Here is a 25,167-nt window from a genome sequence, read left to right on the forward strand (position 1 = left end):
GCGGCTTGCGTCCCTTTGACGGCCGCTGTCTTGGGCGGTGCCGTCCTGTTATGATGAGCGCCCCGGCCAACCCCGGGACAAAAGAAGCCGTATTTAACCACAAGCTCGCAGCCGAAACCAAAGGCTGTGCGCCCGCCGAATCGAGCATGTCCGAGATCATTCAACTTAGCGCAGAGGTACCGTCCGAACTGGGCGGCCAACGCCTCGACCAGGTCGCCGCCCAATTGTTCGCTGAGTACTCGCGTTCGCGGCTTACTTCGTGGATCAAAGAGGGCCGCCTGACGGTCGATGGCGCCGTTGTGCGCCCTCGAGACACCGTCTATGGTGGCTCGCTGCTGGCACTGCAGGCCGAACAAGAGGCCCAGGGCGAGTGGATCGCAGAAGATATCGAACTGGATATCGTCTACGAAGACGACCATATCATGGTAATCAACAAGCCTGCCGGGCTGGTTGTGCACCCGGCCGCCGGTCATGCCAGTGGTACGCTGCTCAATGCGTTGCTGCACCACGTGCCAGACATCGTCAACGTACCGCGCGCCGGTATCGTTCACCGCCTGGATAAAGACACCACCGGCCTGATGGTGGTGGCCAAGACCTTGCAGGCGCAGACCAGGCTGGTCGAGCAGATGCAGGCGCGCAAGGTCAGCCGCATATATGAATGCATCGTGATCGGCGTGGTAACTTCCGGTGGCAAGATCGATGCCCCGATCGGCCGCCACGGCGGTATGCGCCAGCGCATGGCAGTCACCGACGGCGGCAAGCCGGCGGTCAGCCACTACCGCGTGCTCAAGCGCTTCCGCTCGCACACCCACGTGCGGGTAAAGCTGGAAACCGGCCGTACCCACCAGATTCGTGTGCACATGGCCCACGTTGGCTTCCCGCTGGTCGGCGACCAGACGTACGGTGGGCGCTTCCGCATTCCACCGGCTGCCAGCCCGACCATGGTCGAGGCCGTGAAAACCTTCCCGCGCCAGGCGCTGCATGCACGCTTCCTGGCGTTGGCTCACCCGATCACCGGTGAAATCATGAAGTGGGAGTCGCCACTGCCCGATGACTTCCTCTGGTTGCTGTCGCTGCTGAGCGAAGACCGCGAGAGCTTTATCGGATGAGTGGCCTGACGCAGTCGCTGCTGTTTCCCGACTGGCCTGCCCCGGCCTCGGTTCGCGCCTGTGTCACCACCCGTCAGGGCGGCGTTAGCCTGCTGCCTTACGAAACCTTCAATCTTGGCGACCACGTAGGGGATGACCCTGCTGCCGTTGCCGAGAACCGCCGCCGCCTGAGCGACGCGTTCGCCATCCGGCCGGCCTGGCTCAAGCAGGTGCATGGGCTGGTGGTGGCGGATGCCGACCCGGCCGTGGTGGCCGAGGCCGACGCCAGCTGGACCGACCAGCCTGGCATTGCCTGCACCGTGATGACCGCCGATTGCCTGCCCGCGCTGTTTTGCGACCGGGCCGGTACTCGCGTGGCGGCGGCGCATGCGGGCTGGCGCGGGTTGGCTGGCGGCGTGCTGGAAGCCACCTTGGACCGCCTGGCACTGCCGCCTGAAGAAGTGCTGGTGTGGTTGGGGCCGGCCATTGGCCCACAGGCTTTCGAAGTGGGGCTGGAAGTGCGTGATGCCTTTACCGCCGTGCACCCACAGGCGGCTCGGGCATTCGTCGAAGGCGAACGGCCGGGCAAGCTGATGGCGGATATCTATGAGCTGGCGCGTATTCGCCTGGCTGCCTGTGGGGTGACTGCTGTTTATGGCGGTGGCTTGTGCACGGTGAGTGATGCGCGGTTCTTCTCCTATCGCCGTACCCCGCAGGGTGGGCGGTTTGCTTCTTTGGTGTGGCTGCAACCTCGCTGAATTCAAGAAACTGGGGCCGCCGCGCGGCCCTTTCGCGACACAAGGCCGCTCCTACAGGGGAATGCGATCTCTTGTAGGAGCGGCCTTGTGTCGCGAAAGGGGCGCACAGCGGCCCCAGCATTCCAAAAGCTGACCCCGGTCAACCCCGCTACGCTTGAATCTTCCAGAATCAGCCTTATCTATAAGGTCATCTCAGGCAGGTTTCTTTATAAACAGGCGCTGTCCATCGCTCCGACCTGCCCTTTAAAGGAAGGTACACCATGCGAATAGACCGTTTGACCAGCAAGCTGCAATTAGCAATATCCGATGCTCAATCCCTGGCCGTTGGCATGGACCACCCAGCCATCGAGCCCGTGCACCTGATGCAGGCACTGCTTGAACAGCAGGGCGGTTCGATCAAGCCGCTGCTGATGCAGGTTGGCTTCGACATCAACAACCTGCGCCAAGCGCTGGTGAAAGAGCTCGACCAGCTACCGAAAATCCAGAACCCCACCGGCGACGTGAACATGTCGCAAGACCTGGCGCGCCTGCTTAACCAGGCCGACCGCCTGGCCCAGCAGAAGGGCGACCAGTTCATTTCCAGCGAACTGGTGCTGCTGGCCGCCATGGACGAGAACAGCAAGCTCGGCAAGCTGCTGCTGAGCCAGGGCGTGAGCAAGAAGGCCCTGGAAAACGCCATCAACAACCTGCGTGGCGGTGCGGCGGTGAATGACCCGAACGCCGAAGAGTCGCGCCAGGCGCTGGACAAGTACACCGTCGACCTCACCAAGCGTGCCGAAGAAGGCAAGCTGGACCCGGTGATTGGCCGTGACGACGAAATCCGCCGTACCGTGCAGGTGCTGCAACGCCGTACCAAGAACAACCCGGTGCTGATCGGTGAGCCTGGCGTGGGTAAAACCGCCATCGCCGAAGGCCTGGCCCAGCGCATCATCAATGGTGAAGTGCCTGACGGCCTCAAGGGCAAGCGCCTGCTGGCCTTGGACATGGGCGCGCTGATTGCCGGTGCCAAGTACCGCGGCGAGTTCGAAGAACGCCTCAAATCGCTGCTGAACGAGCTGTCCAAGCAGGAAGGCCAGATCATCCTGTTCATCGACGAACTGCACACCATGGTCGGCGCCGGCAAAGGCGAGGGCGCCATGGACGCGGGTAACATGCTCAAGCCTGCCCTGGCCCGTGGCGAATTGCACTGCGTCGGCGCCACCACGCTGAACGAGTACCGCCAGTTCATCGAGAAGGACGCCGCCCTGGAGCGCCGCTTCCAGAAGGTGCTGGTGGAGGAGCCGAGCGAGGAAGACACCATCGCGATTCTGCGTGGCCTGAAAGAGCGCTATGAAGTGCACCACAAGGTGGCCATCACCGACGGTGCCATTATCGCAGCCGCCAAGCTCAGCCACCGCTACATCACCGACCGCCAGCTGCCGGACAAGGCGATTGACCTGATCGACGAAGCGGCCAGCCGTATCCGCATGGAGATCGACTCCAAGCCGGAAGTGCTTGACCGCCTTGATCGCCGCCTGATCCAGCTGAAGGTCGAATCCCAGGCGCTGAAGAAGGAAGAAGACGAAGCCGCGAAAAAGCGCCTGGAGAAGCTGACCGAAGAAATCGAGCGGTTGGAGCGTGAATATTCCGACCTGGAAGAAATCTGGGCATCGGAAAAGGCCGAAGTGCAGGGCTCTGCGCAGATCCAGCAAAAGATCGAACAGGCCCGCCAGGAACTGGAAGCCGCCCGTCGCAAAGGCGACCTGAGCCGCATGGCCGAGCTGCAGTACGGGGTAATTCCCGACCTGGAGCGCAGCCTGCAGATGGTCGACCAGCACGGCAAGACCGAAAACCAGTTGCTGCGCAACAAGGTGACCGAGGAAGAAATCGCCGAGGTCGTGTCGAAGTGGACAGGTATACCTGTGTCCAAGATGCTCGAAGGCGAGCGCGAGAAGCTGCTGAAGATGGAAGCACTGCTGCACCAGCGCGTAATCGGCCAGAACGAGGCGGTAACCGCCGTGGCCAACGCCGTGCGCCGCTCGCGTGCCGGGCTGTCCGACCCGAGCCGGCCAAGCGGTTCGTTCCTGTTCCTCGGCCCCACCGGTGTGGGCAAGACCGAGCTGTGCAAGGCGCTGGCCGAGTTCCTGTTCGACACCGAAGAGGCGATGGTGCGCATCGACATGTCCGAGTTCATGGAGAAACACTCCGTGGCTCGCCTGATCGGTGCACCACCAGGGTATGTAGGGTATGAAGAGGGCGGTTACCTGACCGAGGCCGTACGGCGCAAGCCATACTCGGTGGTGCTGCTGGATGAGGTGGAAAAAGCCCACCCGGATGTGTTCAACGTGCTGCTGCAGGTTCTGGAAGACGGCCGCCTGACCGACAGCCACGGGCGCACCGTGGACTTCCGCAACACGGTGATCGTGATGACCTCCAACCTGGGCTCGGCGCAGATCCAGGAACTGGTAGGCGACCGCGAGGCACAGCGTGCGGCGGTGATGGATGCAGTGGGTGCTCACTTCCGTCCGGAGTTCATCAACCGTATCGACGAAGTGGTGGTGTTCGAGCCACTGGGCCGCGAGCAGATTGCCGGCATTACCGAGATCCAGCTCGGCCGCCTGCGCAGCCGTCTGCTGGAGCGCGAACTGTCGCTGAGCCTGAGCCCGGAGGCGTTGGACAAGCTGATCGCCGTGGGTTACGACCCGGTGTATGGCGCACGGCCGCTGAAGCGGGCTATCCAGCGCTGGATCGAAAACCCGCTGGCGCAGCTGATCCTGGCAGGCCAGTTTGTGCCGGGTACGTCGATTACCGCCACGGTGGAAGGCGACGAAATCGTCTTTGGCTAATGTGTTGCACCATGAGCCCCGCTTCTGCGGGGCTTTTTTTTGCTTACTCACACCCGCTGTGGGTCCCCTGTGGGAGCGGGTTTGCCCGCGAAGAGGCCAGTGCAGCCCAGTAAAACCGGGGCTTTCGGGGAATTCAGGATAACTTGCTGAAATTTTTGAAATTTTTGCTTGCATCAAGATTCGGGTGACCCTAATATACGCCGCGTTGTCAGGCACTAAGCGAATCACCAGCAGCATCAGTGACCGCAAAACAACTTACAAATCAGTAAGTTGAATGAAAAAAAGTGGTTGACAAGCAAAACGAAGAATGTAGAATAGCCGGCCTCAGCAGCGACAAAGCGAAAGCTAAGAAGCTAAAGAGTCCGAAGCGAACACAGTCTTCGGAGTAGTAAATCGGTAAGTTGTACCGAAATTTAGTTCCGCGATAGCTCAGTCGGTAGAGCAAATGACTGTTAATCATTGGGTCCCTGGTTCGAGTCCAGGTCGCGGAGCCAATCTCGGGGTGTAGCGCAGTCCGGTAGCGCGCCTGCTTTGGGAGCAGGATGTCAGGAGTTCGAATCCCCTCACCCCGACCATTTTCCGGGTCGTTAGCTCAGTTGGTAGAGCAGTTGGCTTTTAACCAATTGGTCGTAGGTTCGAATCCTACACGACCCACCATGTAAAGAAGGGCATCTCCAAGAGATGCCCTTTTTTTTGAAAGACCCGGGGTGTAGCGCAGTCCGGTAGCGCGCCTGCTTTGGGAGCAGGATGTCAGGAGTTCGAATCCCCTCACCCCGACCATTTTTAGGGTCGTTAGCTCAGTTGGTAGAGCAGTTGGCTTTTAACCAATTGGTCGTAGGTTCGAATCCTACACGACCCACCATGAATAAAGGGCATCTCGAAAGAGATGCCCTTTTTCTTTTGCCTCAAATTTAACCCACCTCTTACCGCAACACGGGCCCTTGTGGGAGCAGCCTTGTGCTGCCCAAGGGCCGGTACGGCAAAAGATTTTCTCTGCTGGGAATGGCCTCTTCGCAGCACAAGGCTGCTCCTACAGGTCAGTGCATTGCCTGCAGGAGCGGGTGCCTGTCAGTGCAGCTTCAGGCGCGGCTCGGTACCCCGGCCAATCTTGCTCCCCAGCATCATCAACGCCGTGCGGAAGAACCCGTACAACGCCATCTGGTGCATGCGGTACAGCGACACGTAGAACATCCGCGCCAGCCAGCCTTCCAGCTTCACGCTGCCCATCAGGTTACCCATCAGGTTGCCCACCGCCGAGAAGCGCGACAGTGACACCAGCGAGCCGTAGTCCTTGTACTCGTAGGTCGGCAGCGTCTTGTTCTCCAGCCGCGCCTTCAGGCTGTGCGCCAGCATCGAAGCCTGCTGGTGCGCCGCCTGGGCCCGTGGCGGCACGTTGCGGTCGCTACCCGGTTGCGGGCAGGCAGCGCAGTCACCGAAGGCGAAGATGTTGTCGTCGCGGGTGGTCTGCAGGGTAGGGCGCACCACCAGCTGGTTGATGCGGTTGGTTTCCAGGCCATCGATGTCCTTCAGGAAGCCCGGCGCACGGATACCCGCCGCCCACACTTTCAGGCTGGCCTGGATCACCTCGCCGTCCTTGGTTTTCAGGCCATCCTCGGTCACTTCACTGACAGCCGCGTTGGTCATCACTTTCACCCCGAGTTTTTCCAGGGTCTTGTGCACCGGCACGCTGATGCGCTCCGGCAGCGCCGGCAGCACCCGCGGGCCTGCCTCGATGAGGGTGATGTGCATGTCCTTGGGCTGGATGCGGTCCAGGCCATAGGCCGCCAGCTCGTGGGCGGCGTGGTGCAGCTCGGCCGCCAGTTCCACACCGGTGGCACCGGCGCCGACGATGGCTACGCTGATCTGCTCGCTGGCCACGTCGCCGGCGTGGGCGCGCAGGTAGTGGTTGAGCAATTGCTGATGGAAACGCTCGGCCTGCTTGCGCGTGTCGAGGAACAGGCAGTGCTGCGCCGCCCCCAGGGTGCCGAAGTCGTTGGTATTGGAACCCACGGCAATGACCAGGGTGTCGTAGCCCAGGGTGCGCGCAGGCAGCAGCTCGCGGCCCTCATCATCGAGGGTGGCAGCCAGTTGAATCTGCTTGCCCTCACGGTCCAGGCCGCTCATGCGCCCCAGCTGGAAGTTGAAGTGGTTCCACTTGGCCTGGGCCACGTAGTTCAGTTCGTCTTCCGAAGAGTTCAGCGAGCCGGCGGCCACTTCATGCAGCAGTGGCTTCCAGATGTGCGTGAGGTTGGCGTCGACCAAGGTGATTTCGGCCTGCTTGCGCTTGCCCAGGCTTTTACCCAGGCGGGTCGCCAGTTCCAGGCCGCCGGCGCCGCCGCCGACAATCACGATGCGATGAGTCATGGGGATATCTCATAAGGTTTACGGAATTCGTGGCCCTGGGGGCCGGCCGCAAACTGCACGAGGGGAGGGCGAGCGCGAAGCAGCTCATAGCACCAGTCCACTCAGCAGGCGGCTGATGAGACCCAACCCGATGGTCACGGCCACCACCAGCACAAGGAGCAGCCACGGCCGGAAGGGCCTGCGCTCGACTTGGTGCTGGGGGGCTCGCAGATACTCATCGACACGACGCTGATCTTCCGGGTTCAGGCGGCTGGTCATGGTGGGCCTCGTCAGGTAGACGTCTGTGACTGCGCAAACGCTACAGCGTTCGCGCAGGCGCTTGAAACAAATGATAATGCTTTCTATCCCTGGCGCCGAGTGTACGCCATCGCAAACACTCGCTGCACTGGATCAAAGACTGATGCCCACGTCGAAGACAATGCTGCGGCCCAGGTTGCCGCGCAGGAAGTCTGGCGCATCGGGGTGGGCGAACAGCACCCGGGCAAACGTCGGCCCCACCAGCGACAACGAGCGCCAGCCCTGGCGCAGGTATTCGGTGGGCGGCGGGAAGTGGGTGTTGAGGTCGAGCACTTCGCGCTTGAGGCTGGCGAAGGCGATGATGTCCAGCTCGTTCAGCTCCAGCCCGCGTTCCCGGTAGTTGTGCGCTTTCTTGCGCAAGGTCGGCGCCAGGCGCGCCAGCAGCTCGGTGGCACTGATGCGCCGCGGGCGCGCTTCACGGCGCACCAGTTGTGCCAGGGAAAACGCACTGCGCCGGCGCTGTAGTTCTTCGCGCCACTCATCGTTCAGCCGACGGCCCTCGTCGAGCACGAAAAACACCTCGAAGGCCGCGTCGCGGAACAGCACATCGGGCGGCTCTTGGCCGGCCGGGGTGAAGTCTTCGCTGCGGTAGGGGATGTTCAACCCCTGCAACAGTCGCTGGCACACCCAACGCTCCCGCTCCCACTTGCGGGCGTTGGAGAGAAAGGCGTTAGCTTGTTCGGCCTGGATGGTAAGCAGGCGCAGGTAGTCTGAGTCATCCATGCAGACAAGCTTAGCCGCTAATCGATGACGGTAAGATGCTGTTTAAGCGTGGGAATCAGCGCAGTACTGGCAACGCTTGCACAGGTGCGCCCGATTTCTTCCGGCATGACCGATGCTTGCTGTATGGAATGAGGGCGCCAACCCACCGCTGCCGAAGGAAAGGGAGAATGGGTGTAGACTCGATCTTATCCACATGGCTGCAAGGGGTATTGATCAGGTGATCAGCGCGCAGGTGTTGTCCGGCACCACGCTAAGCCTTGGCTGGCTGGGTTATGTGCCGTTGCTGATCTGGGCGGTAAGCCGGGTTCGCTGGGTTGAACTGTTCACCGACCGGCGCCGCCAGCATTTGCTGTTTGGCACGGTGTTCTGCCTGTTTGCGCTGTGGCTGGTGAGGCGCGATTTTGATACCGGGGTGTCGTACCACTTTATTGGCATGACCGCTGTCACCCTGTTGCTGGACTGGCCGCTGGCGGTGCTGGGCGGGTTCCTGGCCCAGCTTGGTTTGCTGGCACTGGGGCGACAGGACCTGGCGGCGCTGGGAGTGAACGGCTTGTTGCTGGTTGCCTTGCCTGTGTTGATTACCGAGGTGTGCGCGATAGCGGTCGAGCGTGCCCAGCCGCGAAACCTGTTCGTTTATATCTTCTGTTCGGGGTTCTTCCCGGCAGCGCTCACCGTGCTGGTTTGCGTACCGGCGGCGCTAGGGTTGTTGTGGCTGGACGGGCGTTTTGCCCTGCCGGAGTGGCTCAGCGACTTTGTCGGCTACCTGTGGCTGATGATGTTCCCCGAGGCGTTCATCAACGGCATGGTGATCAGTGCGCTGGTGGTGTTTTGCCCGGAGTGGCTGGAAACCTTCAACCGCACACGGTATCTGCAGGCGCCCTGGAAGGATGATGAGCGGTAAATGTGTGGTGGCTGTGCCGGCCTCTTCGCGGGTAAACCCGCTCCCACAGGTACCGCGCAGGTTTCGGGCGCACGCGATATTTGTGGGAGCGGGTTTACCCGCGAAAGGGCCGGCGCAGCCACCTTGTAATCAGCTCAGTGCCGCGGCTCCAGGTCCCCCGAATACAGCTCATCTTCGGACTCTTCCGACCCCGCAATCTTGTGCTCCTCTGCCGCCCAGGCCCCCAGGTCGATCAGTTTGCAACGGTCCGAACAAAACGGCCGGAACGCGCTTTTTTCGGCCCATTCCACAGGTGCGCCACAAGTAGGGCAATCGACGGTCAACGGCTGGCTCATGGCTGGCCTCCTTTCAAAGTCAGGTAAAAGTGGTGCAGGCGGTCAATCTGCTCATGCAGCGTGGCCAGGTCGCCGTCGTTGACCACCACATCATCGGCATGGCGCAGGCGTTCGTCACGGGCCAGCTGGGCCTGCAGAATCGCCTGCACCTGTTCGGCACTGGTGTTGTCCCGCGCCAGGGTACGGGCTATTTGCAGCTCCTGCGGCGCATCGATCACCAGCACGCGCTGGGTCTTTTGGTACTGCCCCGATTCGATCAGCAGCGGCGACACATACACCGCATACGGCGACTGCGCCTTGGCCAGGTAGCTGAAAATCTCCTGCCCGATCAGCGGGTGCAGCAGCTGCTCCAGCCATTTGCGCTGCGCCGGGTCGGCGAAGATCAGCTGGCGCAGGGCGGCGCGATCAAGCTGGCCGTCAGCTTGCAGCACACCCGGGCCGAAGCGCTCGACGATGCTGGCCAGGGCGGGGCGGCCAGGTTCGACAACCCAGCGCGCCGCCTGGTCGGCGTCGACCAGGTGCACGCCAAGCTCGACAAAACGCTCGGCAGCGGCGCTCTTGCCGCTACCAATGCCGCCGGTCAGGCCGAGAATCCAGGGGGTAAAGGCTGCAGTGGCCATCAGTATCCAAGCAGTTGCATGTAAGAGGCGTACATTTCATCACCCCAGAGCACAGCAATCCACCCCGCAATCGCCAGATAAGGGCCAAACGGTATCGCCGTGCCCATCGCATGCCGGCGCAAACGCAGCAGGCACAGGCCAACCAGCGCCCCCACCACCGACGACAGCAGCAGCGTCAACGGCAGCACCTGCCAGCCGCCCCAGGCCCCGATCAGCGCCATCAGCTTGAAGTCGCCGTAGCCCATGCCTTCCTTGCCGGTGACCAGCTTGAACACCCAGTACACCGTCCACAGGCTGAGATACCCGGCCACCGCGCCCCACAACGCGTCGGCCAGTGGTACATAGAGGCCAAAGGCGTTCACGATCAGCCCAAGCCACAGCATCGGCAGCACCAGCACATCCGGCAACAGCTGGTGGTCCGCATCGATCAGGCTCAGGGCCAGCAGGCACCAGGTGAGCGGCAATGCCAGCAAGGCTTCGGCCGAAGCGCCAAAACGCCAGGCCACCACCAGCGACAGCAGCGCGCTGGCCACCTCAACCAGTGGGTAGCGCGGGCTGATACGGGCTTTGCAGGCTGAGCACCGCCCGCGCAACGCCAGGTAGCTGAGCACCGGAATGTTCTCCCACGCGCGAATCTGATGCGCGCAATGCGGGCAGCGGGATGCCGGCAGGCACAGGTCGAACCGTTCGTGTTGCGCAATCGGCAGCCCCAATACCTCTTGCGCCTCACGCTGCCATTGGCGCTCCAGCATGATCGGCAGGCGATACACCAGCACGTTGAGAAAGCTGCCCACCAGCAGGCCGAGCACCGTGGCCAGGGTGAGGAAGTACGCCGGCTGCTCAGCCAGCAAAGTCCATAAAGTCATGTTCAGATCAAGCTACCCAACTGGAAGATCGGCAGGTACATCGCCACCACCAGGCCACCCACCAGCAGGCCCAGGATCAGCACGATGGCCGGCTCCAGCAGGCTGGTCAACTGGTCCAGCGCCTGGCTGACCTGTTCCTCGTAATGGCTGGCGGCTTTTTCCAGCATCTGGTCCAGCGTGCCGCTGGACTCACCGATGGCCGTCAGCTGCACCAGCAGCGGTGGGAACAGCAACTCGCCCGCCATCGCCTGGTTCAGCCCCTGCCCATTGGCCATCCCCTGGCGCAGCCGCAACACCGCCTGCTCATGCAGCTCGCCCCCCGTCACCCGGGCCACCGTGCCCAGCGCATCCAGCAACGGCACCCCGGCGCCGTACGACGTTGCCAGGCTACGCGCAAACCGCGCCAGCGCCGCTTCCCTCAGCAACTTGCCAAACACCGGCAAGCCCAGCACCCGTCGAGATATCCACAGGCGCGCTGGCGCATGCTGCCGATACAGCTGGCGCACGGCAAAACCCAGCACCACCCCCATCACCAGCAACAGCGGCGCAAACCGGCTCAGCCCTGTGGACAAGTCGATCACCCACTGGGTAAATGCCGGCAACGCCGCGCCCATGCCCGAGAACATGCTCTCGAACTTCGGGATCACCTCCAGCAACAAGATCGCTGACACCCCCAGCCCCGTCAGCAACAGCAATAGCGGATAGACCATCGCCTTGCGCACCTTCTTGTGCAGCGCGCGGCGCTGTTCCAGCATGCCCGCCAGTTGCTCCAACTGCCGGTCCAGCGTGCCGGACTGCTCACCCACCCGCACCAGGTTGCAGTACAACGCATCGAACCACACCGGGTGGCGCTGCAACGCATCCGCCAGCCCCAGGCCCGAGGCCACATCCTGTTTCAATCTATCCAGCAACGCCGCCTGCGCCGCATCGCAACCACTGCGCCCCATCACCTCGAACGCCTGCAACAGCGGCACCCCGGCCTTGAGCAAGGTCGCCAACTGCCGGCTGAACCCCGCCGGGTCCGCCTTCACCCGCCGCTTCGGCAAACTGAACCCCAGCCCGCTGGCCGGCCGCAGACTGGCCACCGTGATGCCCTGGCGAATCAGCCCGGCGCGCACATACGCCGGGCTGCGGCCACGCGTTTGGCCGCTGACCGGCGTGCCGTTGGCGTCGGTGCCGTGCCAGCGGTAAAGCAGTGAAGTTGAAGTCATGCAGAGGTCCTTTTTCTGCCCCGGCGACAAGCCTGGAAACAGCTTGCCGCGTCCATGCAAGGGCGCGCGTCCGTGATGCTCACTAGAGTAGTTCAGCGAAGATGACGCCCAAGCGGGCAGGGGTGACAAAAGGCGTCTGTTCAGGCCTACTGCGCCGCTGCCGGTTGGGGCGCAACCCACCTCAATGTGTAAGCGAATCAAAAAGGAAAGATGTTCATGAAAGGGCAACGCGGTATCACCCTGATCGAACTGATGATCGTTGTCGCGATCATCGGCATTCTGGCGACCATCGCCTTACCGATGTACACCAACCACCAGGCACGCTCCAAGGCCGCGGCCGGCCTGCTGGAAATCAGCGCGCTGAAGACGGCGATGGACCTGCGGTTGAATGACGGTAAAGACGTAGCGGCCGTGGCCGAACTGGGTGGCCAGCCGGCGACGGCGCATTGTGCGATCACCGCTAGCGGCAAGGCGGCGGATGGCAGCGCCAGCATTGCTTGCACGCTGGTGGATGCGCCGGCCAACGTGCTGGGCAAGGCACTGACCCTGACCCGCTCGGCCAGCGGCTGGGCGTGCACCACCGACATCGAGGAAGACCTGGCACCCAAGGGGTGCAAGGGGGCTTGAGGGCAGGGCAATAACTAGCGGAAACAGGGGTTTGCGTTGCGGGTGTGAGCAGTGGTACGTTGCGCTACACGCCGGTGTAGCTCAGTCGGTAGAGCAGCGCACTCGTAACGCGAAGGTCGCAGGTTCGATTCCTGTCTCCGGCACCAGTTCAGCAGGTTTATGCAGCTTTGGTTGCATACTGTCTTCCCCAAAAATGCCCGCCTAGCGCGGGCATTTTTGTTTCTGCTATTCGCAGCTATGCCCTCCATCCAATCACTTACCGTGACTTTTTCAACTTGGCCGTTAGCGAATTTCCACTTAGAGATGCACGATTTTTGAGATACTGCTTGGCAGCTAACTGCATTTCGCCCAATGACTACAGGCTGTTTTGCAGACAATTTAGAGATAGTGTTTGCCGATTAGAGATAGTTTTTAGATGGCCACATCTTCTCATCACGATCTCCGTCTGCTGAACTTGGTCCTGCTGCTTGACATCAGACGCCATGCTCCCTGATTTTTCCTACGATACTCAGCGGCCATTCGCATAGCCCCGAACCTTGCACTGTAACCCCCGTAGCCATACCGTACTCCAGTCGCGGACAATTCCGCGACCGGGTTTGGCGACCCGGACGGAAAGGCGCATCGGCGCCCCCGACCACGATTGCAGGCGCTTTTTTTGCGTCCGCAGTTTCGTGTAATGGCGGCTGTGCGTGGGAGACCTTCGGGTCTGCCGAGTTCCTTTTCCTCGGTTCGCCAACCTGCGTACAGCTGCCACCCTAATCGTTTGGCGACGGTTAGCGTGGTGCTTCAATCGAAAAGGACCGCATGCATGCTCATCTCAAGTCCATCCAGGATCCTCGCATACGTTCTCCACCGTCGTTCTTCGACGGCCATCAGCTACTTCCCCGCCAGCCAATCCCGCTCCGTCTCCGCCCAATCGGAGGTACGCCATGACTGACCAAGAACGCCTATCCACCATCCAAAGCTACGCCTGGACCCTCGAACTGCTAGGCGAGGCCTTGGTCCAGCACGATGAAATGCTGGAGTGCGAACACAACCCGCAATTGAGCTTTCGCAACACGGCCGGTATCCATCAGGCGATCCGGATCATCAGTCGATTGGCCAGTGAGCAGTGTGGGAAGGTGATGGAGCGGAACGGCCATGAGTTGGAGGGATAGGGGAGGTCGTTGATGAGTGGTGGGCCAGATGTCGGGGGTTGCAGCTGGCTCTTTCTGTTGAAGGCCGATGGTGGGTTAATCCTGCCAGGCCGGGGTATGGGGCTGCTGCGCAGCCCATCGCAGGCAAGCCAGCTCCTACACGGACCGCATATGGCCTGGAGTGTGTGCGTTACTTGTGGCGAGCAATTTCCTACGAAACGCGCAGCCCTTTCGTATCCTCGAAAACTTGCGAAAACAGCCACCCAGGAATAAAGTCCCTCAGTCGCCGAAGCATCGGCGACGCGACCTTGGCCGGTCGGAATCGAAAGGCGCATCAGCGCCCAGTCTTCATCGCAGGCGCTTTTTTTGTGCCCGCGATGTCGTGTTATGGCGGTGGTGCGCGGGACACCTTCGGGTGTGCCGGGCTCCTTTCGTCCCGGTCGGCCAACCCGCGTACTGCTGCCACCTTAACTTGCTTGGCCGCGAGCGGTGGCAGTTCCATCACGAAAGGAACTCATGCATGACCACCGTAAGTCCGTTACTGAACCTCGCATCCGTTCTCCTCCGTCGTTCCTCGACGACCCTCAGCTATTTCACCGTTAGCCAATCCCGCTTCGTCTCCGCCCAATCGGAGGCACGCCATGACTGATCAAGAACGCCTATCCACCATCCAAAGCTACGCCTGGACCCTCGAACTGCTAGGCGAGGCCCTGGTCCAGCATGACGAAATGCTGGAATGCGAACACAACCCGCAACTGAGCTTCCGCAACACTGCCGGCATTCACCAAGCAATCCGGATCATCAGTCGATTGGCCAGTGAGCAGTGTGGGAAGGTGATGGAGCAGAGTGGTCAGGCCCCGGCTGGTTAGGCTGGGCCTTTGCTGTTTGGCGCTTCCTGCGCAGTGCGCCGCCGGCTAGCCGTTGAGCAGGCGTCACGGTGGATGGCACGGGCTGCGCCCGTGTTCGCGGGCTCGCTCGCTCCCACAGGGAGCGTGCCAGGTCTCAGGCGTTGAGCAGGGCAGCTGCCGTACACCCGGTGTTTGGTGCGGAGGTATAGATTACTGGGGCTGCTTTGCAGCCCTTTCGCGACACAAGGCCGCTCCTACAAATGACCGCGTTGGGGCGAGTTGGGGATATTTTTGCAGGTATGGTGAATGGGGCTGCTGCGCAGCCCATCGCAGGCAAGCCAGCGCCTACACCGGCCGCATCGACCTCATGCCTTGTGTACTACCGGCGGTATGGGTACAAGAGGCGGACGATTCCCCGTCACATTCAAGAAAAGGAAATCACCATGTCCAATCACCACTGGAATGACTGGGCCGGCGGACTGACGCTAGTCCTTCAGGCAATCGTTTATATCCCGCTGCTTTACATCATCCTGATGCCATGGCTTTGCCTGGCGCTGGTCAAGCTTGGGAGGACTCCTTTCTTCCCGGGGTTTTTCCAGGCAATGGCCTCGGCCGGGTGGCTGGTTGCTTCTGGGCTTGTGGGCCTGGTAGTACTGTTTGTTGTGGTTCGTAGCTTGGTCCGTTGATTTACCGGCAGCTACCTGCCCCCAGTTCCATCCAACATCGAGAATACATCGCTATGGAAAGCACTTTCGCCCAAGTCAAAGACCGGCTGCACAATCGTCGTTTCGCAGTCGCCAACAATTCCCAGGGCTTGTCTGGCACTGGCACGGCTTTCCATTACCAGGTCGATGGTGTTGCGATCACCAGCACCTACCAGGGTGGCCGGATTCGGACCGGCCATCAGGTGGGTCGAGTAACTGGCCCCGATACCATCGAGCTGCTTTACCACTGCGTCACTAACGACGGTGAAATGCTCGCCGGTTGGTCACGTGGCAGGGTCGGGGTCGATGATGCGGGGCGTACTACGCTTCATTTTGTATGGGGTTGGTTGTCGGGGGCACAGGGTGGTGGGGAGTCAAACTACGTTGAAATCGAAGCGGCGGACGCTCTGGCCGAGGCTGGTCAGTCTGCATTGAGCCAGTCGACTTCCCGCTCCTGAATGATCAAGCTCAGGTCACTTTGATGGGCGGAGGAATAACAAGCCAGGAATGCGCCGACTGGGTAGAGGTAATGAGCTTCGACTGGGTGCCCGTCGGCGCTTGTAAGCTTGATATCACAATCAGGGCCTTCGCACTGCGTCAGGTCGAAAGGTTGACCGGTTTGGGCATCGATAATGCTCCATAGGGAAGGATCACTGGCTGTTATGGGCTGCACAGTTATCAAGCCGTTGGCATTGGTGAACACGCCTTCGCCCAGATGCGCGCCGCTGCGTAGGTAAAGCCGATAGCCGCCATCAAAATGGCGGAAATACAGAAGCAGCGATTGCGCACTGGGACGCCTGTCAAAGGTCAACAGCCCGCTGTCCTTACCTAGTTGCCAATCGTCGTCTGAGCAATTGAACATGCCAATGGCGCGGCTGCCATCCATGGCAGGATCCAGGCTGTCGATGGGACTGCTGAGAATAATAAGCCCTGTGCACATGCTGCCCAGGGTATTCAGGGGGCAGCCGGCAATTTGCAGGATTGCGGTGAGTGACAGGTTCTTGTGATCGGCTATGGTGTTTTTCCGGTTGGTGATCAAGACGGACAGGCTAAGCTGACCTGAACGGTGCGCCCATCCGGGACTGGATCCGCGCGGCTTCGGGATGGTGAAGGACAAGGCCAGCAAAGCCAGGTTGAGGCTTGGATTCAGCCAGGCATCATCCCGGGTGGTCTTTTCGCCTCAGCGGTCAATACTTCCCTATATACGCAGGCGTGTTCCTGGTGGCACGCGCCGCTGGGAGGTGTCAGGTGAACAAGCTAACAATCGTGGGCGCCGGCTTGGTCGGCGAGGCGGCGGCGCAGATCATTGCCCGGGACGAGTTGTGCCGTGAGCTGGTGCTGATGGACGTGCAGGGTGAGCTGGCGCAGGGCAAGGCGCTGGACGTGTGGCAGGCAGCCGTGGAATCAGGCTCCGATACCCGTGTTTACGGCGGGGGCAAAGCCGACATGCTGGACGGCTCCGAGCTGGTGGTAATTACCGCAGGCGTGCCGCGCAAGCCCGGCCAGTCGCGCCAGGATGTACTGAGCATCAACCTGCCAATCCTCGACAGCATCATGGCCGACATCAGGCACCATGCGCCGGCAGCCACGGTGCTGGTGGTGTCCAACCCGGTCGACGTGCTCACCTACCGCGCCTGGAGCGTCAGCGGCCTTGGGCGGGACAAGGTGTTCGGGCAAGCGGGGGTGCTGGATACCGCGCGCATGAAGTGTTTCATCGCCGAACAAACCGGGTTTTCTGCCCGGGATATCACCGCGCTGGTGCTGGGCGGCCATGGCGACAGCATGGTCCCGCTGATGCGCTACTGCCAGATCGGCTCGGTGCCGCTGTCGCACTTCCTGTCCAGCGAGCAGATCGAGCAGATTGTCGAGCGCACGCGCAAGGGTGGCGGGGAGATTCTTGGCTTGAAGAAGCTGGGCAGCGCCTGCGATGCGCCGGGCGTGGCCATCGCGCAGATGGTCGACGCCATCGCCAATGGGCGGAACCGTATTTTGCCGGCGGTGGCGATTCTTGAGGGCGAGTATGGGCGAACGGATATCGCCATGGGTGTGCCCTGCGTACTGGCAGAGAGGGGGCTTGCGCGGATTATCGAATTGCCGCTGGATGCGCAGGAGCAGGCGATGTTCGACCACTCTGCAGACCAGGTGGCGCGGGATATTGCCGAGATGAAGGCGTTGTAGGGCTTGAAGCGTCATGCATCGGGTGTGGCGGCTCGGGCAGTGGGGGAACATTTTGCCTCCGTACCTGTCACACCCGTTCATTGGGGTTCAGACCCACCATTACCAAGGAGAGGTAGGCATGGCTTTCGACGCTTTCATCCAAATCGACGACATCGCTGGCGAAGCGCTGGATGAGCAGTACACCAACTGGATCGAGATCAACGGCTACAACTTCGGTGTCAATCAAAGCACGTCGGCTACCGCAAGCTCTTCCGGCGGTGCAACATCGGGACGTACCACCTTGACCAACTTCACGTTCACCAAGTTTCTCGACAGCGCGAGTTGCAAGCTGCTGGAAGCCAGCTGCTCGGGCCAGCATCTCAAGGAAGTAAAACTTGCGCTTTGCCGGGCAGGCACCGACAAACTCAAATATTACGAGATCGTGCTGGAAGAGGTCATAATCGCCGACTACTCGCAGAGCGCAAGCTCGGGCGTTCCCATCGAAATCGTCCAGTTGAACTATGGGCGTATCAAGACCACATATACCCGCCAGAAACGCTCCGACGGCAGCGGTGGCGGTAATGTCGCCGGCGGTTGGGACCGGATCAACAACAAGAAGTACGCGTGAGGTAGGGCCATGTCCGAAGCACGCAGCTTCATCAACCCCAGAACCCAGTCTTATCAGTCGCTTAAAGCCAGCACACCGTTGTCGGGGTATGCCAAAGGCAAGTTCGATGTGTTGAATGCCCACATTGCCAACAGCGTGGTCATGGCCGGGGAGTTGATCATCCTGGGTGACGCTGGTACTCCTTCCTGCACCAGCCACGAAGCATTTCTGATGGCCAAGGCTGTCGAGGTGCACGCTGGCCTGCTGACTAGCGGCGTAGACGCGGATGATTTTTTTCTCGAGCACTTCGACTTGCTGCAGAGCTTGCTGGCTAACGCCTCGATTGGGGCGGGCGCCGCTAGCGAGGGCTGGAGCAAGCACCTGACCAATATCAAGACCACCCTTGAAGAAATCGAGAAACTGCACCGCGACTACCTCAGTTCTGGCACTCTCGCTGCCCGTGATGCTTTCTACGCCAAGCGCTCTGCACTTTTCATGAAGCTTGAAAAGCAATTGGGCAACGTTGCTGCGTATGGTTCTGGTTTACGCCGTCAGGGCAAGATCAAGCAGGCATTGGGCATCTCGACCCGCAGTTATCTGCATACCGGCGAGATTTCGGGTTATGCCGAAAAGGTGTCTGGCGTTGCCAGGGCGTCGAACTTGGTGAAGAGGGGCACTTATATCGGTACTGCGCTGGATGTGGCGTCCACCGGCCTCTCAATTCATAAGGCCTGCACCACGGGCCGGGAGGATCAGTGTCGGCGCGCCAAGTATGTCGAAACCTCGACGTTGATGGGTAGCCTGGCGGGCGGTAGCGCTGGGGGCTATTTGGGGGGTATGGCAGGCACCGGTATTTGTGCCATCGTTCTGGGGGTCACTACAGGCGGCCCCGGTGCACTTGCTTGTGCTGTCGTCGGAGGAGCAGTGGGCGGTAAAGTCCTCGGAGATGCCGGGGGCAAGGGGGGCGAGATATTTGGTGACTTTTTGTATGGCGAGGTATCGGAGTGAATGAAGTTGAGCCTGGGCTAATTGCGATTCTGATTCTTGCACCCATGATGCTGGCGATGGTCGTACAGTGTTTCATCGCACATAAATACACTGAGTACTACGAGTCTTTGCTAACGCGCTGTAGCTTCGTGACCGGCAATAAAATCACGTTTCAACATGCAGGCCTTCTGGGCAAGGTTATGCGTACGGGTTTGATCTCCATGGTGCTGGCTATACCGAGCCTCTTCGTGCGCAGGGGGTTGATTGACTTCGATGAAGTCAAACGTTTCCCCTCAAGCATGAGACGACTGCTGGTGAGTCTGTTGGTAATTCACATCCTGCTGGCCGCCGCGCTGATTATTTTCACTTACGCGTAGCCTGGCAGCTTCTATGCGCAGAGCAAGATGACCCAGACCGAGGTTGGGGCAGACTACAAGATCCAGCAGGACGCTTACCACCTGACCAACCTGCATGCGACCTACGAGATCAACAAGAACCTTGAAGTGCAGTACAACCTGGATAACGTGTTCGACAAGAAGTACTACCAGACCTTGGGCAACCCCAATTACTGGAACTTCTATGGCGAACCACGCAACTTCAACGTGGCGTTGCGGGCCCGGTTCTAACCGGCAGACTTGACTCCCGCAACGCTGACATCGCTGCACCAGCCACCTCCAGCACGTGCGCGGCGATTAACCGGCTACTAGAAACTGTACCGGGCAGTCAGTTTCACGTTACGTGGGTCACCGTAGATGTCGTATGGGCTCCATCCACCGTTGGCCACACTGCTGTAGTAGGTACGGTCGAACAGGTTGTTGACGTTCACCTGCAGGTCCAGCTGCTCGCTGGCCTTGTAGCCTGCCACCAGGCCGACCACCGTGTACGAGCCCTGCTGGTTTTGCCATGCAGTAGCACCGGCGCCCCCAGAGGTACGGATGCGGCTCTGTTGGTAGATATCACCGCCAACGCGCCAGCGCTGCAGCTCGCCGGGCAGGTTGTAGATCGTGGACAGTTTGAACAGCTGGCGCGGTTTGGCACGGTCGAAGTCTTCGCCTTCGCGGGCCTTGTTGGCGTCGCTGACGTACTTGGTCTGGGTGTAGGTGTAGCCCGCAGCCAGCTGCCAGTTGTCGGTCAGGGCGCCTTGAATTTCCAGGTCGATGCCCTTGCTGCGTACCAGGCCGGCCGCCTCGTAGCAGGCGCTGGCGGCGCCTGAACCGCAACCCTTGTTGTCAGGTAACTCTTGGGCGCGGTTCTTCTGGTCAATTTGAAAAACAGCCAGGCTGGCGTTCAGTGCGCCACCAAAGTACTCGCCCTTGATGCCCACCTCGTAGTTCTCACCCACCACAGGGTCGAGCACTTTTCTGTCCATGCCTTTACTGGTCTGCGGCTTGAAAATATCTGTGTAGCTGACATAGACCGAGTGATGGGAGTCCAGGTCGTAGATCAGGCCGGCATAGCGGGTCAGGTTACGCGTGATTTTGTAGTTGCCTTCACTGTTTTCGCTGTCATCGAATTCATACCAGTCGAGACGGCCACCCAGAATCAGCGACAGTGGTTCAGTCAGGCGCAGGCGGCTGCTGGCATAAACGCTGTCCTGCGTGGTGGTCTCGGGCAGGCCGTCAGGGCCGGTAACGTAATCCGGTTTGGCATGACCACGGGGGTTCCATTCGAAGGGGTTGCTACCCGTGTCGATGTAGTCGCTCCAGGCCTTGCCAGAGCGATAGTCCAGCTGGCGCTTGCTGACGCCCAGGGTCAGGTCATGTGTCTGGCCGAGCAACTGGAAGGGGCCGCTGAGTGCCAGGTCGTAGCCTTTTTCCTTTTGCTCCATGGCTTCTGTCCATAGATAGTGGCGATCGTATTCCCATACCGAAGAGGCCAATACGTCGGTGTCGGTTTTCGTCTGCATGGCCGCCAGGCGAAGCGACCAGTCGTTGGCGAAGGCATGTTCCAGGGTGGCGAAATAGCCGGTGGTGCGATTGTCCGAGTATTCCCAGTCATGGCCCAGGAAGGTGTCGCGCGGCAGCCCGAGGTGACCGCCGCCCCGGGCCATGGGCAACCCGCCCCAGATATAGTTGGTGTGGTTCTTCTGGCGGTAGGCTCCCAAGGTCAGGGTGGTGCTTTCGCTCAGGTCGGCGTCGACCACGCCGTAGAACAGGTCGTGATCACTCTCTACCGAATCACGGAAGCTTTTGGCGTCCTGCCGCGATACCACGGTACGGGCACGCAGGGTGCCATTTTCATTGAGCGGGCCGCCGACATCCAGCGTGCCGGTGTAATCGTCCCAACTACCAGCACTGCCGGTGAGCGTGCCCTGAAATTCATGGGTGGGGCGCTTGCGAACCAGGTTGATTGCACCACCGGGGTTGCCGGCGCCTTGGGCCAGCCCGGTGGCCCCGCGTACGATCTCCACCCGGTCATACATGGCCAGGTTTGCTTCCCCACTGGGCAGGTAGGTCAGGAAGCTGGTGGGAAACCCGTCGTACATGATGTTGTCGACGTCATAACCGCGGGCGCTGAAAGATGGCCGCCCAGCGCCACCGGAGTTACTGAGAAAAATCCCCGGCGCACTTTTGACCACATCGCTGATAGTCGTCATGGCCTTGTCGTCCATGCGCTTGCGCGTAACCACGCTGACCGACTGCGGCGTTTCGCGCAGGCTCAGGGGCAGCTTGGTGGCAGTCTGCATCGTGCCGGTGGTGTAAGAGCCGCTGTTCTCGGTAGTTGCCGACAGGCCCTGCCCGGTAATGCTGGTAGCGCCCAGCTCCATGCCTGTGCCTGTAACCTGCGGTGTCAGCAGGTACAGACCATTGCCTTGTGGTGAAGCTTGCAGGCCTGTGCCCTGCAGCAGTTGGTGCAGGCCGTCTTGCACGCTGGTGGCGGCGTTCAGGCCAGGGCTGCGCAAACCTTCCACCATCCCCGGTTCGATGGGAAGGGTGATATCCGCCTGGCTGGCGAACTCGGCGAGGACGCTGCTCAGGTTACCGGCTGGTACCTGAAAGGTACGGCTCTGCTGCGCGGTCTGCCCGGCGGCTTGCGCCCCAACTGCCGCCAGGCTGCCACCTGAGATGATCAGGCCCAGTGCAGCAGCATGCACTGCCCGCGCCAATGGTTGCATGCCCTGTGTCGTCGCCATGTGTTCGTCCCCGCCCTGTGAAAGTGATGTGCTTACGGAAGGGACACGCAGCTTCAGGAAAACACGACAACGATTCTTTCTACGCGTTGGCACGCGCGGTGAGGGTGACCCAGTAACGCGTCCGGTAGTGGACATCCACCGGCAATGTCTGGCTTAGGGCGCGCAGAATCTGATCGGTGTCGCGCAACTGGAAGGTGCCGGAAATCAGCAGCCCGGCCACGGCCGGATCGCATCGCAACAGGCCGGGTCGATAGCGCCCCAGCTCGCTGATGAAGTCATCCAGGCGCGTCTTTTCTACCCGCAGCACATGGCTGAGCCAGTCGAGATGATGCTGGGCCAGCGGCATGGGGGGCTGTGCAGCGTGGATGCTGACATGGGTTTGCTGGCCGGCAGCCAGGCGCACCAGGCCATCATCACCCGGTGACAACCGCGGGCGCACTTCGACAGCGCCCTCCAGTGCGGCGAGTAACGTGCTGCCTGGGTAATGACGCACTAGCAAACGGCAACCGAGCGTGGTGATTTGCGCTTCGGCGGTATCGACGATGAATGGGCGCCTTGCAGGCTCGCTCAGCACCTCGACCAGCATCTCACCGGTGATAAGGTGCACGCGGCGAGCACTGTCGTCGTAGGCGATATCGATGGCGCTGCCGGTATTCAGACGAATCTGCCCGCCATCCGGCAGGTGCACGGTGCGTAGCTCCCCGACGGCGGTGCGCGCGTCCGCCTGCCATTCGCGCCACGGCAGCCCTCGGTAGGCAGCGAGACCAAGCGGAGCGGCGGCGATCAGCAGCGCAAGGGTTTTGAGCGCGTTCCGGCGTTCCAGGCTGCGCGGGCGCTCCAGGGCCGCCCTTGCGGGCTCACCGGTAAGCTGCTGGGCCCGGCTGCTGAAGCGCTCGGCCAGTTGCCAGGCGCGTTCATGGTCAGTGTGCCGCGCTCGCCACTCGGCACCGGCCGCATGCTCTGCGGCGCCGGCGCTGCTGTTCTGCAAGCGCACGAACCAACTGGCCGCTTCACGGGCAATGCGCCGGTCGATGGGCGTATTACTCATGTTGCACACACAGGCTGGCGAGCACTATGCATTCCTCAAACGCCCGCGCAAGGTGGCGTTGTACCGTGCGTACGCTGAGCTTGAGGCGGCTGGCGATCTCTTCTTGGGTATAACCTTCCAGCTGCGCCATCAGAAACGCCTGCCGGCTTTGGGCTGGCAGCAACGCAAGTACCTGGTCAACTTCGTCGAGGGCTTCAAGCACCAGCGCCTGATGTTCCAACGACGGTGCCAGTGCTTCCGGTGTTTCCGCCAGCGCGGCCAGATAGGCTTGTTCCAGTGACCGGCGGCGGTAGAAGTTGATGGTCAGGCGATTGGCAATGGTGGCCAGGTAGGCGCGTGGAGCCGAGCAGTTCAGCGGTTCGCCAGCCGCACTGCAGAGAAGCCGCACGAACGTGTCCTGGGCCAGGTCTGCGGCATCGGCGGCACTGCCCAAGCGCTTGCGCAACCAGCTCTGCAGCCAACTGTGATGGTGGCTGTAGAGCTGATCGATGGCCTGATGTTGGGGGTGGTTTACCGATGAAGTGGATTGCACGGGATAGAATGAATGTTAATGAGAATTCATCGCATTCTATCAGGATAGGGTCGCGCGCGTACAAGCAAAAGGTTCAGCTTCCCTGAACCTGCCTTTGCTCATCAGCCTCGCACTAATGCGGGGACTACGCGCACATAAACCAGCTCACTCACCAGTTCCACCAGCGTCTGGGTAATCACTGCCGCTGCGGCCAGCCCGCGAATCTCCTCCGGCAACGCTAACGCCAGCGGCAACACCACCAGCGAATTACGCGTGGCGGCGCTGAAGGTCACCGAGCGTGCTGCGGTGGCCGGCAGGCGCAGCAGCCGCGCCGCGATGAAGCCGAGCGCTGGCGCCAGCAGCATGAAGCCGATGTACACCGGAATCACCGGCAGCAAGCGGTCGAAATCACGCAGTACCGTGGCAATCTGCGAAGCGATCACAACCACCAGCACCAAGGCCATCGCCGGCACGGGCAACCACGCCCAGGCGTCGTTCCAGGTCGCGACTGTGCGCGAGTGGCGGGCACCGGCGCTGGTCAGCACCGCAAGCAGCATGGGCACCACGATCAGCAGTACGAAGGCTTCCACGAACGGGGTGATGGAAATGGCCACGTTGTTGCTGTCTCCCAGCATCAGGGCCAGGTAGATCGGCAGCAGTGCCAATTGCACCAGCAATAGCACGGGGGTGGCGGCCAGGGTCAGGCGCGAGTCGCCTTTGCCGATGTGGGTGAACACCACCACGTAGTCGATGCAGGGTGTAAGCAGTACCAGCAGGGCGCCGATGAGCAGCGCCGGGTGTTCGACCAACCCACGGGTGATGGCCCAGACCAGCAGCGGCACAAGAATGAAGTTGGCGAGCAGCAGGGCGCCCATGAAACGGCGATTACCCAGGCCCTGGCGCAGGTCGAGGAAAGGGATTTGCAGAAACATCGCGTACATCAGCACGGCAATGGCGGGGGTGACCAGGGTCTCCAGGTGGCGCCCGCTGTCACTGGCCATCAAGCCGAAGGCAACGGCTGCGAGCACGGCAGCGAAGTAGATCGGGATCTGGTGGGTCTCGAGTTGTTCTCTGGTCAAGGTGTGGCCTGTGGTTGGTAATGTGGAAGCAACTTGAATTGAGCTCAGGTAGTGAAGGCAAGCATATTACCTGTGGGAGCGGGTTCACCCGCGAACACCGGCGTAGCCGGTGCCATCCACCTCGTTGCCCTCTTCGCGGGTAAACCCGCTCCCACAGGGACCGCGACAGGTTAGCGAACCTGGTTCATGAAAAACGAAAAAGCCCGGCACAGGGCTAATGCCAGTCAGTTAAGCTGACTGGCATTTTTATTTTCGGGTCGGGTATTTTGCTGGTCGCTGTTTCACCACCCGCGGAAACCATCGATCCGGTCGCCGATGCGGTAGAACATACTGCGCCGCCGA

The 25,167-nt window shown here is 61.1% G+C and carries 26 protein-coding genes and 6 tRNA genes; 20 read left to right on the forward strand and 12 right to left on the reverse strand.

Annotation, left to right across the window (positions count from 1 at the left end):
* The first annotated feature begins 146 nt into the window (after nt 1-146).
* The 8 genes from rluD (at nt 147) to JOY50_RS27165 (ending at nt 5,533) form a co-directional block, all read left to right on the forward strand.
* Nucleotides 147-1,109 carry a 23S rRNA pseudouridine(1911/1915/1917) synthase RluD gene (rluD, locus tag JOY50_RS27130; RefSeq protein ID WP_026034652.1) on the forward strand — a complete coding sequence of 321 codons (963 nt, stop codon included), beginning with the start codon at nt 147-149 and terminating at the stop codon, nt 1,107-1,109.
* Complete coding sequence (pgeF, locus tag JOY50_RS27135; RefSeq protein WP_243056110.1) at nt 1,106-1,846, forward strand: peptidoglycan editing factor PgeF; 741 nt, start codon at nt 1,106-1,108, stop codon at nt 1,844-1,846. The genes rluD and pgeF overlap by 4 nt, the downstream gene beginning before the upstream one ends.
* Before the next feature lie 260 nt (nt 1,847-2,106).
* Nucleotides 2,107-4,671, forward strand: a complete 2,565-nt coding sequence (clpB, locus tag JOY50_RS27140) for an ATP-dependent chaperone ClpB (protein WP_132847068.1) — start codon at nt 2,107-2,109, stop codon at nt 4,669-4,671.
* A 418-nt stretch (nt 4,672-5,089) separates the two neighbouring features.
* A tRNA-Asn gene (locus JOY50_RS27145) sits at nt 5,090-5,165 on the forward strand.
* A gap of 4 nt (nt 5,166-5,169) precedes the next feature.
* A tRNA-Pro gene (locus tag JOY50_RS27150) sits at nt 5,170-5,246 on the forward strand.
* A 6-nt stretch (nt 5,247-5,252) separates the two neighbouring features.
* A tRNA-Lys gene (locus JOY50_RS27155) sits at nt 5,253-5,328 on the forward strand.
* A gap of 46 nt (nt 5,329-5,374) precedes the next feature.
* A tRNA-Pro gene (locus JOY50_RS27160) sits at nt 5,375-5,451 on the forward strand.
* 6 nt (nt 5,452-5,457) lie between these two features.
* Nucleotides 5,458-5,533, forward strand: a tRNA-Lys gene (locus JOY50_RS27165).
* Nucleotides 5,534-5,739: 206 nt separating this feature from the next.
* Here the strand turns inward: JOY50_RS27165 and JOY50_RS27170 are convergent.
* The 3 genes from JOY50_RS27170 to JOY50_RS27180 all read right to left on the reverse strand — a co-directional run bounded on the left by JOY50_RS27170 (nt 5,740) and on the right by JOY50_RS27180 (nt 8,055).
* Nucleotides 5,740-7,035, reverse strand: coding sequence for an NAD(P)/FAD-dependent oxidoreductase (locus JOY50_RS27170; RefSeq protein ID WP_132847067.1), 1,296 nt, complete (start codon nt 7,033-7,035; stop codon nt 5,740-5,742).
* Between the two features lie 84 nt (nt 7,036-7,119).
* Nucleotides 7,120-7,293 (reverse strand): DUF3094 family protein, encoded by a 174-nt coding sequence (locus JOY50_RS27175; RefSeq protein ID WP_013970765.1) that lies wholly within the window; start codon nt 7,291-7,293, stop codon nt 7,120-7,122.
* Between the two features lie 132 nt (nt 7,294-7,425).
* Complete coding sequence (locus tag JOY50_RS27180) at nt 7,426-8,055, reverse strand: DUF1780 domain-containing protein (protein WP_019473259.1); 630 nt, start codon at nt 8,053-8,055, stop codon at nt 7,426-7,428.
* A 193-nt stretch (nt 8,056-8,248) separates the two neighbouring features.
* On the opposite strand from JOY50_RS27180, the gene JOY50_RS27185 reads away from it, so the two are divergent.
* A complete protein-coding gene (locus JOY50_RS27185) occupies nt 8,249-8,956 on the forward strand; it encodes an energy-coupling factor ABC transporter permease (RefSeq protein ID WP_243056111.1) in 708 nt (235 codons plus the stop codon).
* A gap of 134 nt (nt 8,957-9,090) precedes the next feature.
* On the opposite strand, the gene yacG is transcribed toward JOY50_RS27185, so the two are convergent.
* From yacG to JOY50_RS27205, 4 genes are read right to left on the reverse strand one after another with little or no spacing between them, the layout of a single operon-like run.
* Complete coding sequence (gene yacG / locus JOY50_RS27190) at nt 9,091-9,291, reverse strand: DNA gyrase inhibitor YacG (RefSeq protein ID WP_016501579.1); 201 nt, start codon at nt 9,289-9,291, stop codon at nt 9,091-9,093.
* Complete coding sequence (gene coaE / locus JOY50_RS27195; protein WP_132847065.1) at nt 9,288-9,911, reverse strand: dephospho-CoA kinase; 624 nt, start codon at nt 9,909-9,911, stop codon at nt 9,288-9,290. Before coaE ends, yacG begins: the two co-directional genes overlap by 4 nt.
* Nucleotides 9,911-10,777, reverse strand: a complete 867-nt coding sequence (locus tag JOY50_RS27200) for an A24 family peptidase (RefSeq protein WP_243056112.1) — start codon at nt 10,775-10,777, stop codon at nt 9,911-9,913. The genes coaE and JOY50_RS27200 overlap by 1 nt, the downstream gene beginning before the upstream one ends.
* A gap of 2 nt (nt 10,778-10,779) precedes the next feature.
* The gene (locus JOY50_RS27205) at nt 10,780-11,988 is read right to left on the reverse strand and encodes a type II secretion system F family protein (RefSeq protein WP_243056113.1); all 1,209 of its coding nucleotides are present in this window, start codon (nt 11,986-11,988) and stop codon (nt 10,780-10,782) included.
* 216 nt (nt 11,989-12,204) lie between these two features.
* On the opposite strand from JOY50_RS27205, the gene JOY50_RS27210 reads away from it, so the two are divergent.
* The 6 genes from JOY50_RS27210 (at nt 12,205) to JOY50_RS27235 (ending at nt 15,761) form a co-directional block, all read left to right on the forward strand.
* Entirely contained in the window at nt 12,205-12,615 is a 411-nt protein-coding gene (locus JOY50_RS27210) for a pilin (RefSeq protein ID WP_132847062.1), read from the forward strand.
* A 70-nt stretch (nt 12,616-12,685) separates the two neighbouring features.
* A tRNA-Thr gene (locus JOY50_RS27215) sits at nt 12,686-12,761 on the forward strand.
* A gap of 783 nt (nt 12,762-13,544) precedes the next feature.
* Entirely contained in the window at nt 13,545-13,772 is a 228-nt protein-coding gene (locus JOY50_RS27220; RefSeq protein ID WP_019471225.1) for a hypothetical protein, read from the forward strand.
* 620 nt (nt 13,773-14,392) lie between these two features.
* Complete coding sequence (locus JOY50_RS27225) at nt 14,393-14,620, forward strand: hypothetical protein (RefSeq protein WP_138737550.1); 228 nt, start codon at nt 14,393-14,395, stop codon at nt 14,618-14,620.
* 422 nt (nt 14,621-15,042) lie between these two features.
* A complete protein-coding gene (locus tag JOY50_RS27230) occupies nt 15,043-15,285 on the forward strand; it encodes a hypothetical protein (protein ID WP_132847060.1) in 243 nt (80 codons plus the stop codon).
* 53 nt (nt 15,286-15,338) lie between these two features.
* Nucleotides 15,339-15,761, forward strand: coding sequence for a hypothetical protein (locus JOY50_RS27235; RefSeq protein ID WP_243056114.1), 423 nt, complete (start codon nt 15,339-15,341; stop codon nt 15,759-15,761).
* Here the strand turns inward: JOY50_RS27235 and JOY50_RS27240 are convergent.
* A complete protein-coding gene (locus JOY50_RS27240; protein ID WP_243056115.1) occupies nt 15,725-16,420 on the reverse strand; it encodes a hypothetical protein in 696 nt (231 codons plus the stop codon). The two genes, JOY50_RS27235 and JOY50_RS27240, sit on opposite strands and share 37 nt — an antisense overlap.
* A 131-nt stretch (nt 16,421-16,551) precedes the next feature.
* Between JOY50_RS27240 and JOY50_RS27245 the strand changes: the two genes are divergently transcribed.
* From JOY50_RS27245 to JOY50_RS27265, 5 genes are all read left to right on the forward strand, one after another.
* Nucleotides 16,552-17,481, forward strand: a complete 930-nt coding sequence (locus JOY50_RS27245) for a malate dehydrogenase (protein WP_138737553.1) — start codon at nt 16,552-16,554, stop codon at nt 17,479-17,481.
* Between the two features lie 118 nt (nt 17,482-17,599).
* Nucleotides 17,600-18,088: a type VI secretion system tube protein Hcp gene (locus JOY50_RS27250; protein ID WP_132847056.1), complete on the forward strand. Its 489-nt coding sequence runs from the start codon at nt 17,600-17,602 to the stop codon at nt 18,086-18,088.
* Nucleotides 18,089-18,097: 9 nt separating this feature from the next.
* Nucleotides 18,098-19,075, forward strand: coding sequence for a hypothetical protein (locus JOY50_RS27255; protein ID WP_243056116.1), 978 nt, complete (start codon nt 18,098-18,100; stop codon nt 19,073-19,075).
* Nucleotides 19,072-19,431 (forward strand): hypothetical protein, encoded by a 360-nt coding sequence (locus tag JOY50_RS27260; RefSeq protein WP_132847054.1) that lies wholly within the window; start codon nt 19,072-19,074, stop codon nt 19,429-19,431. The genes JOY50_RS27255 and JOY50_RS27260 overlap by 4 nt, the downstream gene beginning before the upstream one ends.
* Before the next feature lie 27 nt (nt 19,432-19,458).
* Nucleotides 19,459-19,680 carry a TonB-dependent receptor gene (locus tag JOY50_RS27265; RefSeq protein ID WP_238342561.1) on the forward strand — a complete coding sequence of 74 codons (222 nt, stop codon included), beginning with the start codon at nt 19,459-19,461 and terminating at the stop codon, nt 19,678-19,680.
* A 77-nt stretch (nt 19,681-19,757) separates the two neighbouring features.
* Here the strand turns inward: JOY50_RS27265 and JOY50_RS27270 are convergent, their stop codons facing one another.
* From JOY50_RS27270 to JOY50_RS27285, 4 genes are all read right to left on the reverse strand, one after another.
* Nucleotides 19,758-22,187: a TonB-dependent receptor gene (locus JOY50_RS27270; RefSeq protein ID WP_243056117.1), complete on the reverse strand. Its 2,430-nt coding sequence runs from the start codon at nt 22,185-22,187 to the stop codon at nt 19,758-19,760.
* A gap of 79 nt (nt 22,188-22,266) precedes the next feature.
* On the reverse strand, nt 22,267-23,235 hold the full coding sequence (locus JOY50_RS27275; protein ID WP_138737555.1) for a FecR domain-containing protein: 969 nt from the start codon (nt 23,233-23,235) through the stop codon (nt 22,267-22,269).
* Complete coding sequence (locus JOY50_RS27280; RefSeq protein WP_138737556.1) at nt 23,228-23,767, reverse strand: sigma-70 family RNA polymerase sigma factor; 540 nt, start codon at nt 23,765-23,767, stop codon at nt 23,228-23,230. The genes JOY50_RS27275 and JOY50_RS27280 overlap by 8 nt, the downstream gene beginning before the upstream one ends.
* A gap of 101 nt (nt 23,768-23,868) precedes the next feature.
* Nucleotides 23,869-24,825 carry an arsenic resistance protein gene (locus JOY50_RS27285; protein WP_243056118.1) on the reverse strand — a complete coding sequence of 319 codons (957 nt, stop codon included), beginning with the start codon at nt 24,823-24,825 and terminating at the stop codon, nt 23,869-23,871.
* Nucleotides 24,826-25,167: the final 342 nt, after the last annotated feature.

The sequence above is a fragment of the Pseudomonas sp. BP01 genome, from assembly GCF_022760795.1.
Classification (GTDB): domain Bacteria; phylum Pseudomonadota; class Gammaproteobacteria; order Pseudomonadales; family Pseudomonadaceae; genus Aquipseudomonas; species Aquipseudomonas putida_Q.

Coding starts and splice junctions, on each gene's coding strand:
- rluD (WP_026034652.1), top strand. CDS start 147: ATGTCCGAGATCATTCAACTTAGCGCAGAGGTACCGTCCGAACTGGGC.
- pgeF (WP_243056110.1), top strand. CDS start 1,106: ATGAGTGGCCTGACGCAGTCGCTGCTGTTTCCCGACTGGCCTGCCCCG.
- clpB (WP_132847068.1), top strand. CDS start 2,107: ATGCGAATAGACCGTTTGACCAGCAAGCTGCAATTAGCAATATCCGAT.
- JOY50_RS27170 (WP_132847067.1), bottom strand. CDS start 7,035: ATGACTCATCGCATCGTGATTGTCGGCGGCGGCGCCGGCGGCCTGGAA.
- JOY50_RS27175 (WP_013970765.1), bottom strand. CDS start 7,293: ATGACCAGCCGCCTGAACCCGGAAGATCAGCGTCGTGTCGATGAGTAT.
- JOY50_RS27180 (WP_019473259.1), bottom strand. CDS start 8,055: ATGGATGACTCAGACTACCTGCGCCTGCTTACCATCCAGGCCGAACAA.
- JOY50_RS27185 (WP_243056111.1), top strand. CDS start 8,249: ATGGCTGCAAGGGGTATTGATCAGGTGATCAGCGCGCAGGTGTTGTCC.
- yacG (WP_016501579.1), bottom strand. CDS start 9,291: ATGAGCCAGCCGTTGACCGTCGATTGCCCTACTTGTGGCGCACCTGTG.
- coaE (WP_132847065.1), bottom strand. CDS start 9,911: ATGGCCACTGCAGCCTTTACCCCCTGGATTCTCGGCCTGACCGGCGGC.
- JOY50_RS27200 (WP_243056112.1), bottom strand. CDS start 10,777: ATGACTTTATGGACTTTGCTGGCTGAGCAGCCGGCGTACTTCCTCACC.
- JOY50_RS27205 (WP_243056113.1), bottom strand. CDS start 11,988: ATGACTTCAACTTCACTGCTTTACCGCTGGCACGGCACCGACGCCAAC.
- JOY50_RS27210 (WP_132847062.1), top strand. CDS start 12,205: ATGAAAGGGCAACGCGGTATCACCCTGATCGAACTGATGATCGTTGTC.
- JOY50_RS27220 (WP_019471225.1), top strand. CDS start 13,545: ATGACTGACCAAGAACGCCTATCCACCATCCAAAGCTACGCCTGGACC.
- JOY50_RS27225 (WP_138737550.1), top strand. CDS start 14,393: ATGACTGATCAAGAACGCCTATCCACCATCCAAAGCTACGCCTGGACC.
- JOY50_RS27230 (WP_132847060.1), top strand. CDS start 15,043: ATGTCCAATCACCACTGGAATGACTGGGCCGGCGGACTGACGCTAGTC.
- JOY50_RS27235 (WP_243056114.1), top strand. CDS start 15,339: ATGGAAAGCACTTTCGCCCAAGTCAAAGACCGGCTGCACAATCGTCGT.
- JOY50_RS27250 (WP_132847056.1), top strand. CDS start 17,600: ATGGCTTTCGACGCTTTCATCCAAATCGACGACATCGCTGGCGAAGCG.
- JOY50_RS27255 (WP_243056116.1), top strand. CDS start 18,098: ATGTCCGAAGCACGCAGCTTCATCAACCCCAGAACCCAGTCTTATCAG.
- JOY50_RS27265 (WP_238342561.1), top strand. CDS start 19,459: ATGACCCAGACCGAGGTTGGGGCAGACTACAAGATCCAGCAGGACGCT.
- JOY50_RS27270 (WP_243056117.1), bottom strand. CDS start 22,187: ATGGCGACGACACAGGGCATGCAACCATTGGCGCGGGCAGTGCATGCT.
- JOY50_RS27275 (WP_138737555.1), bottom strand. CDS start 23,235: ATGAGTAATACGCCCATCGACCGGCGCATTGCCCGTGAAGCGGCCAGT.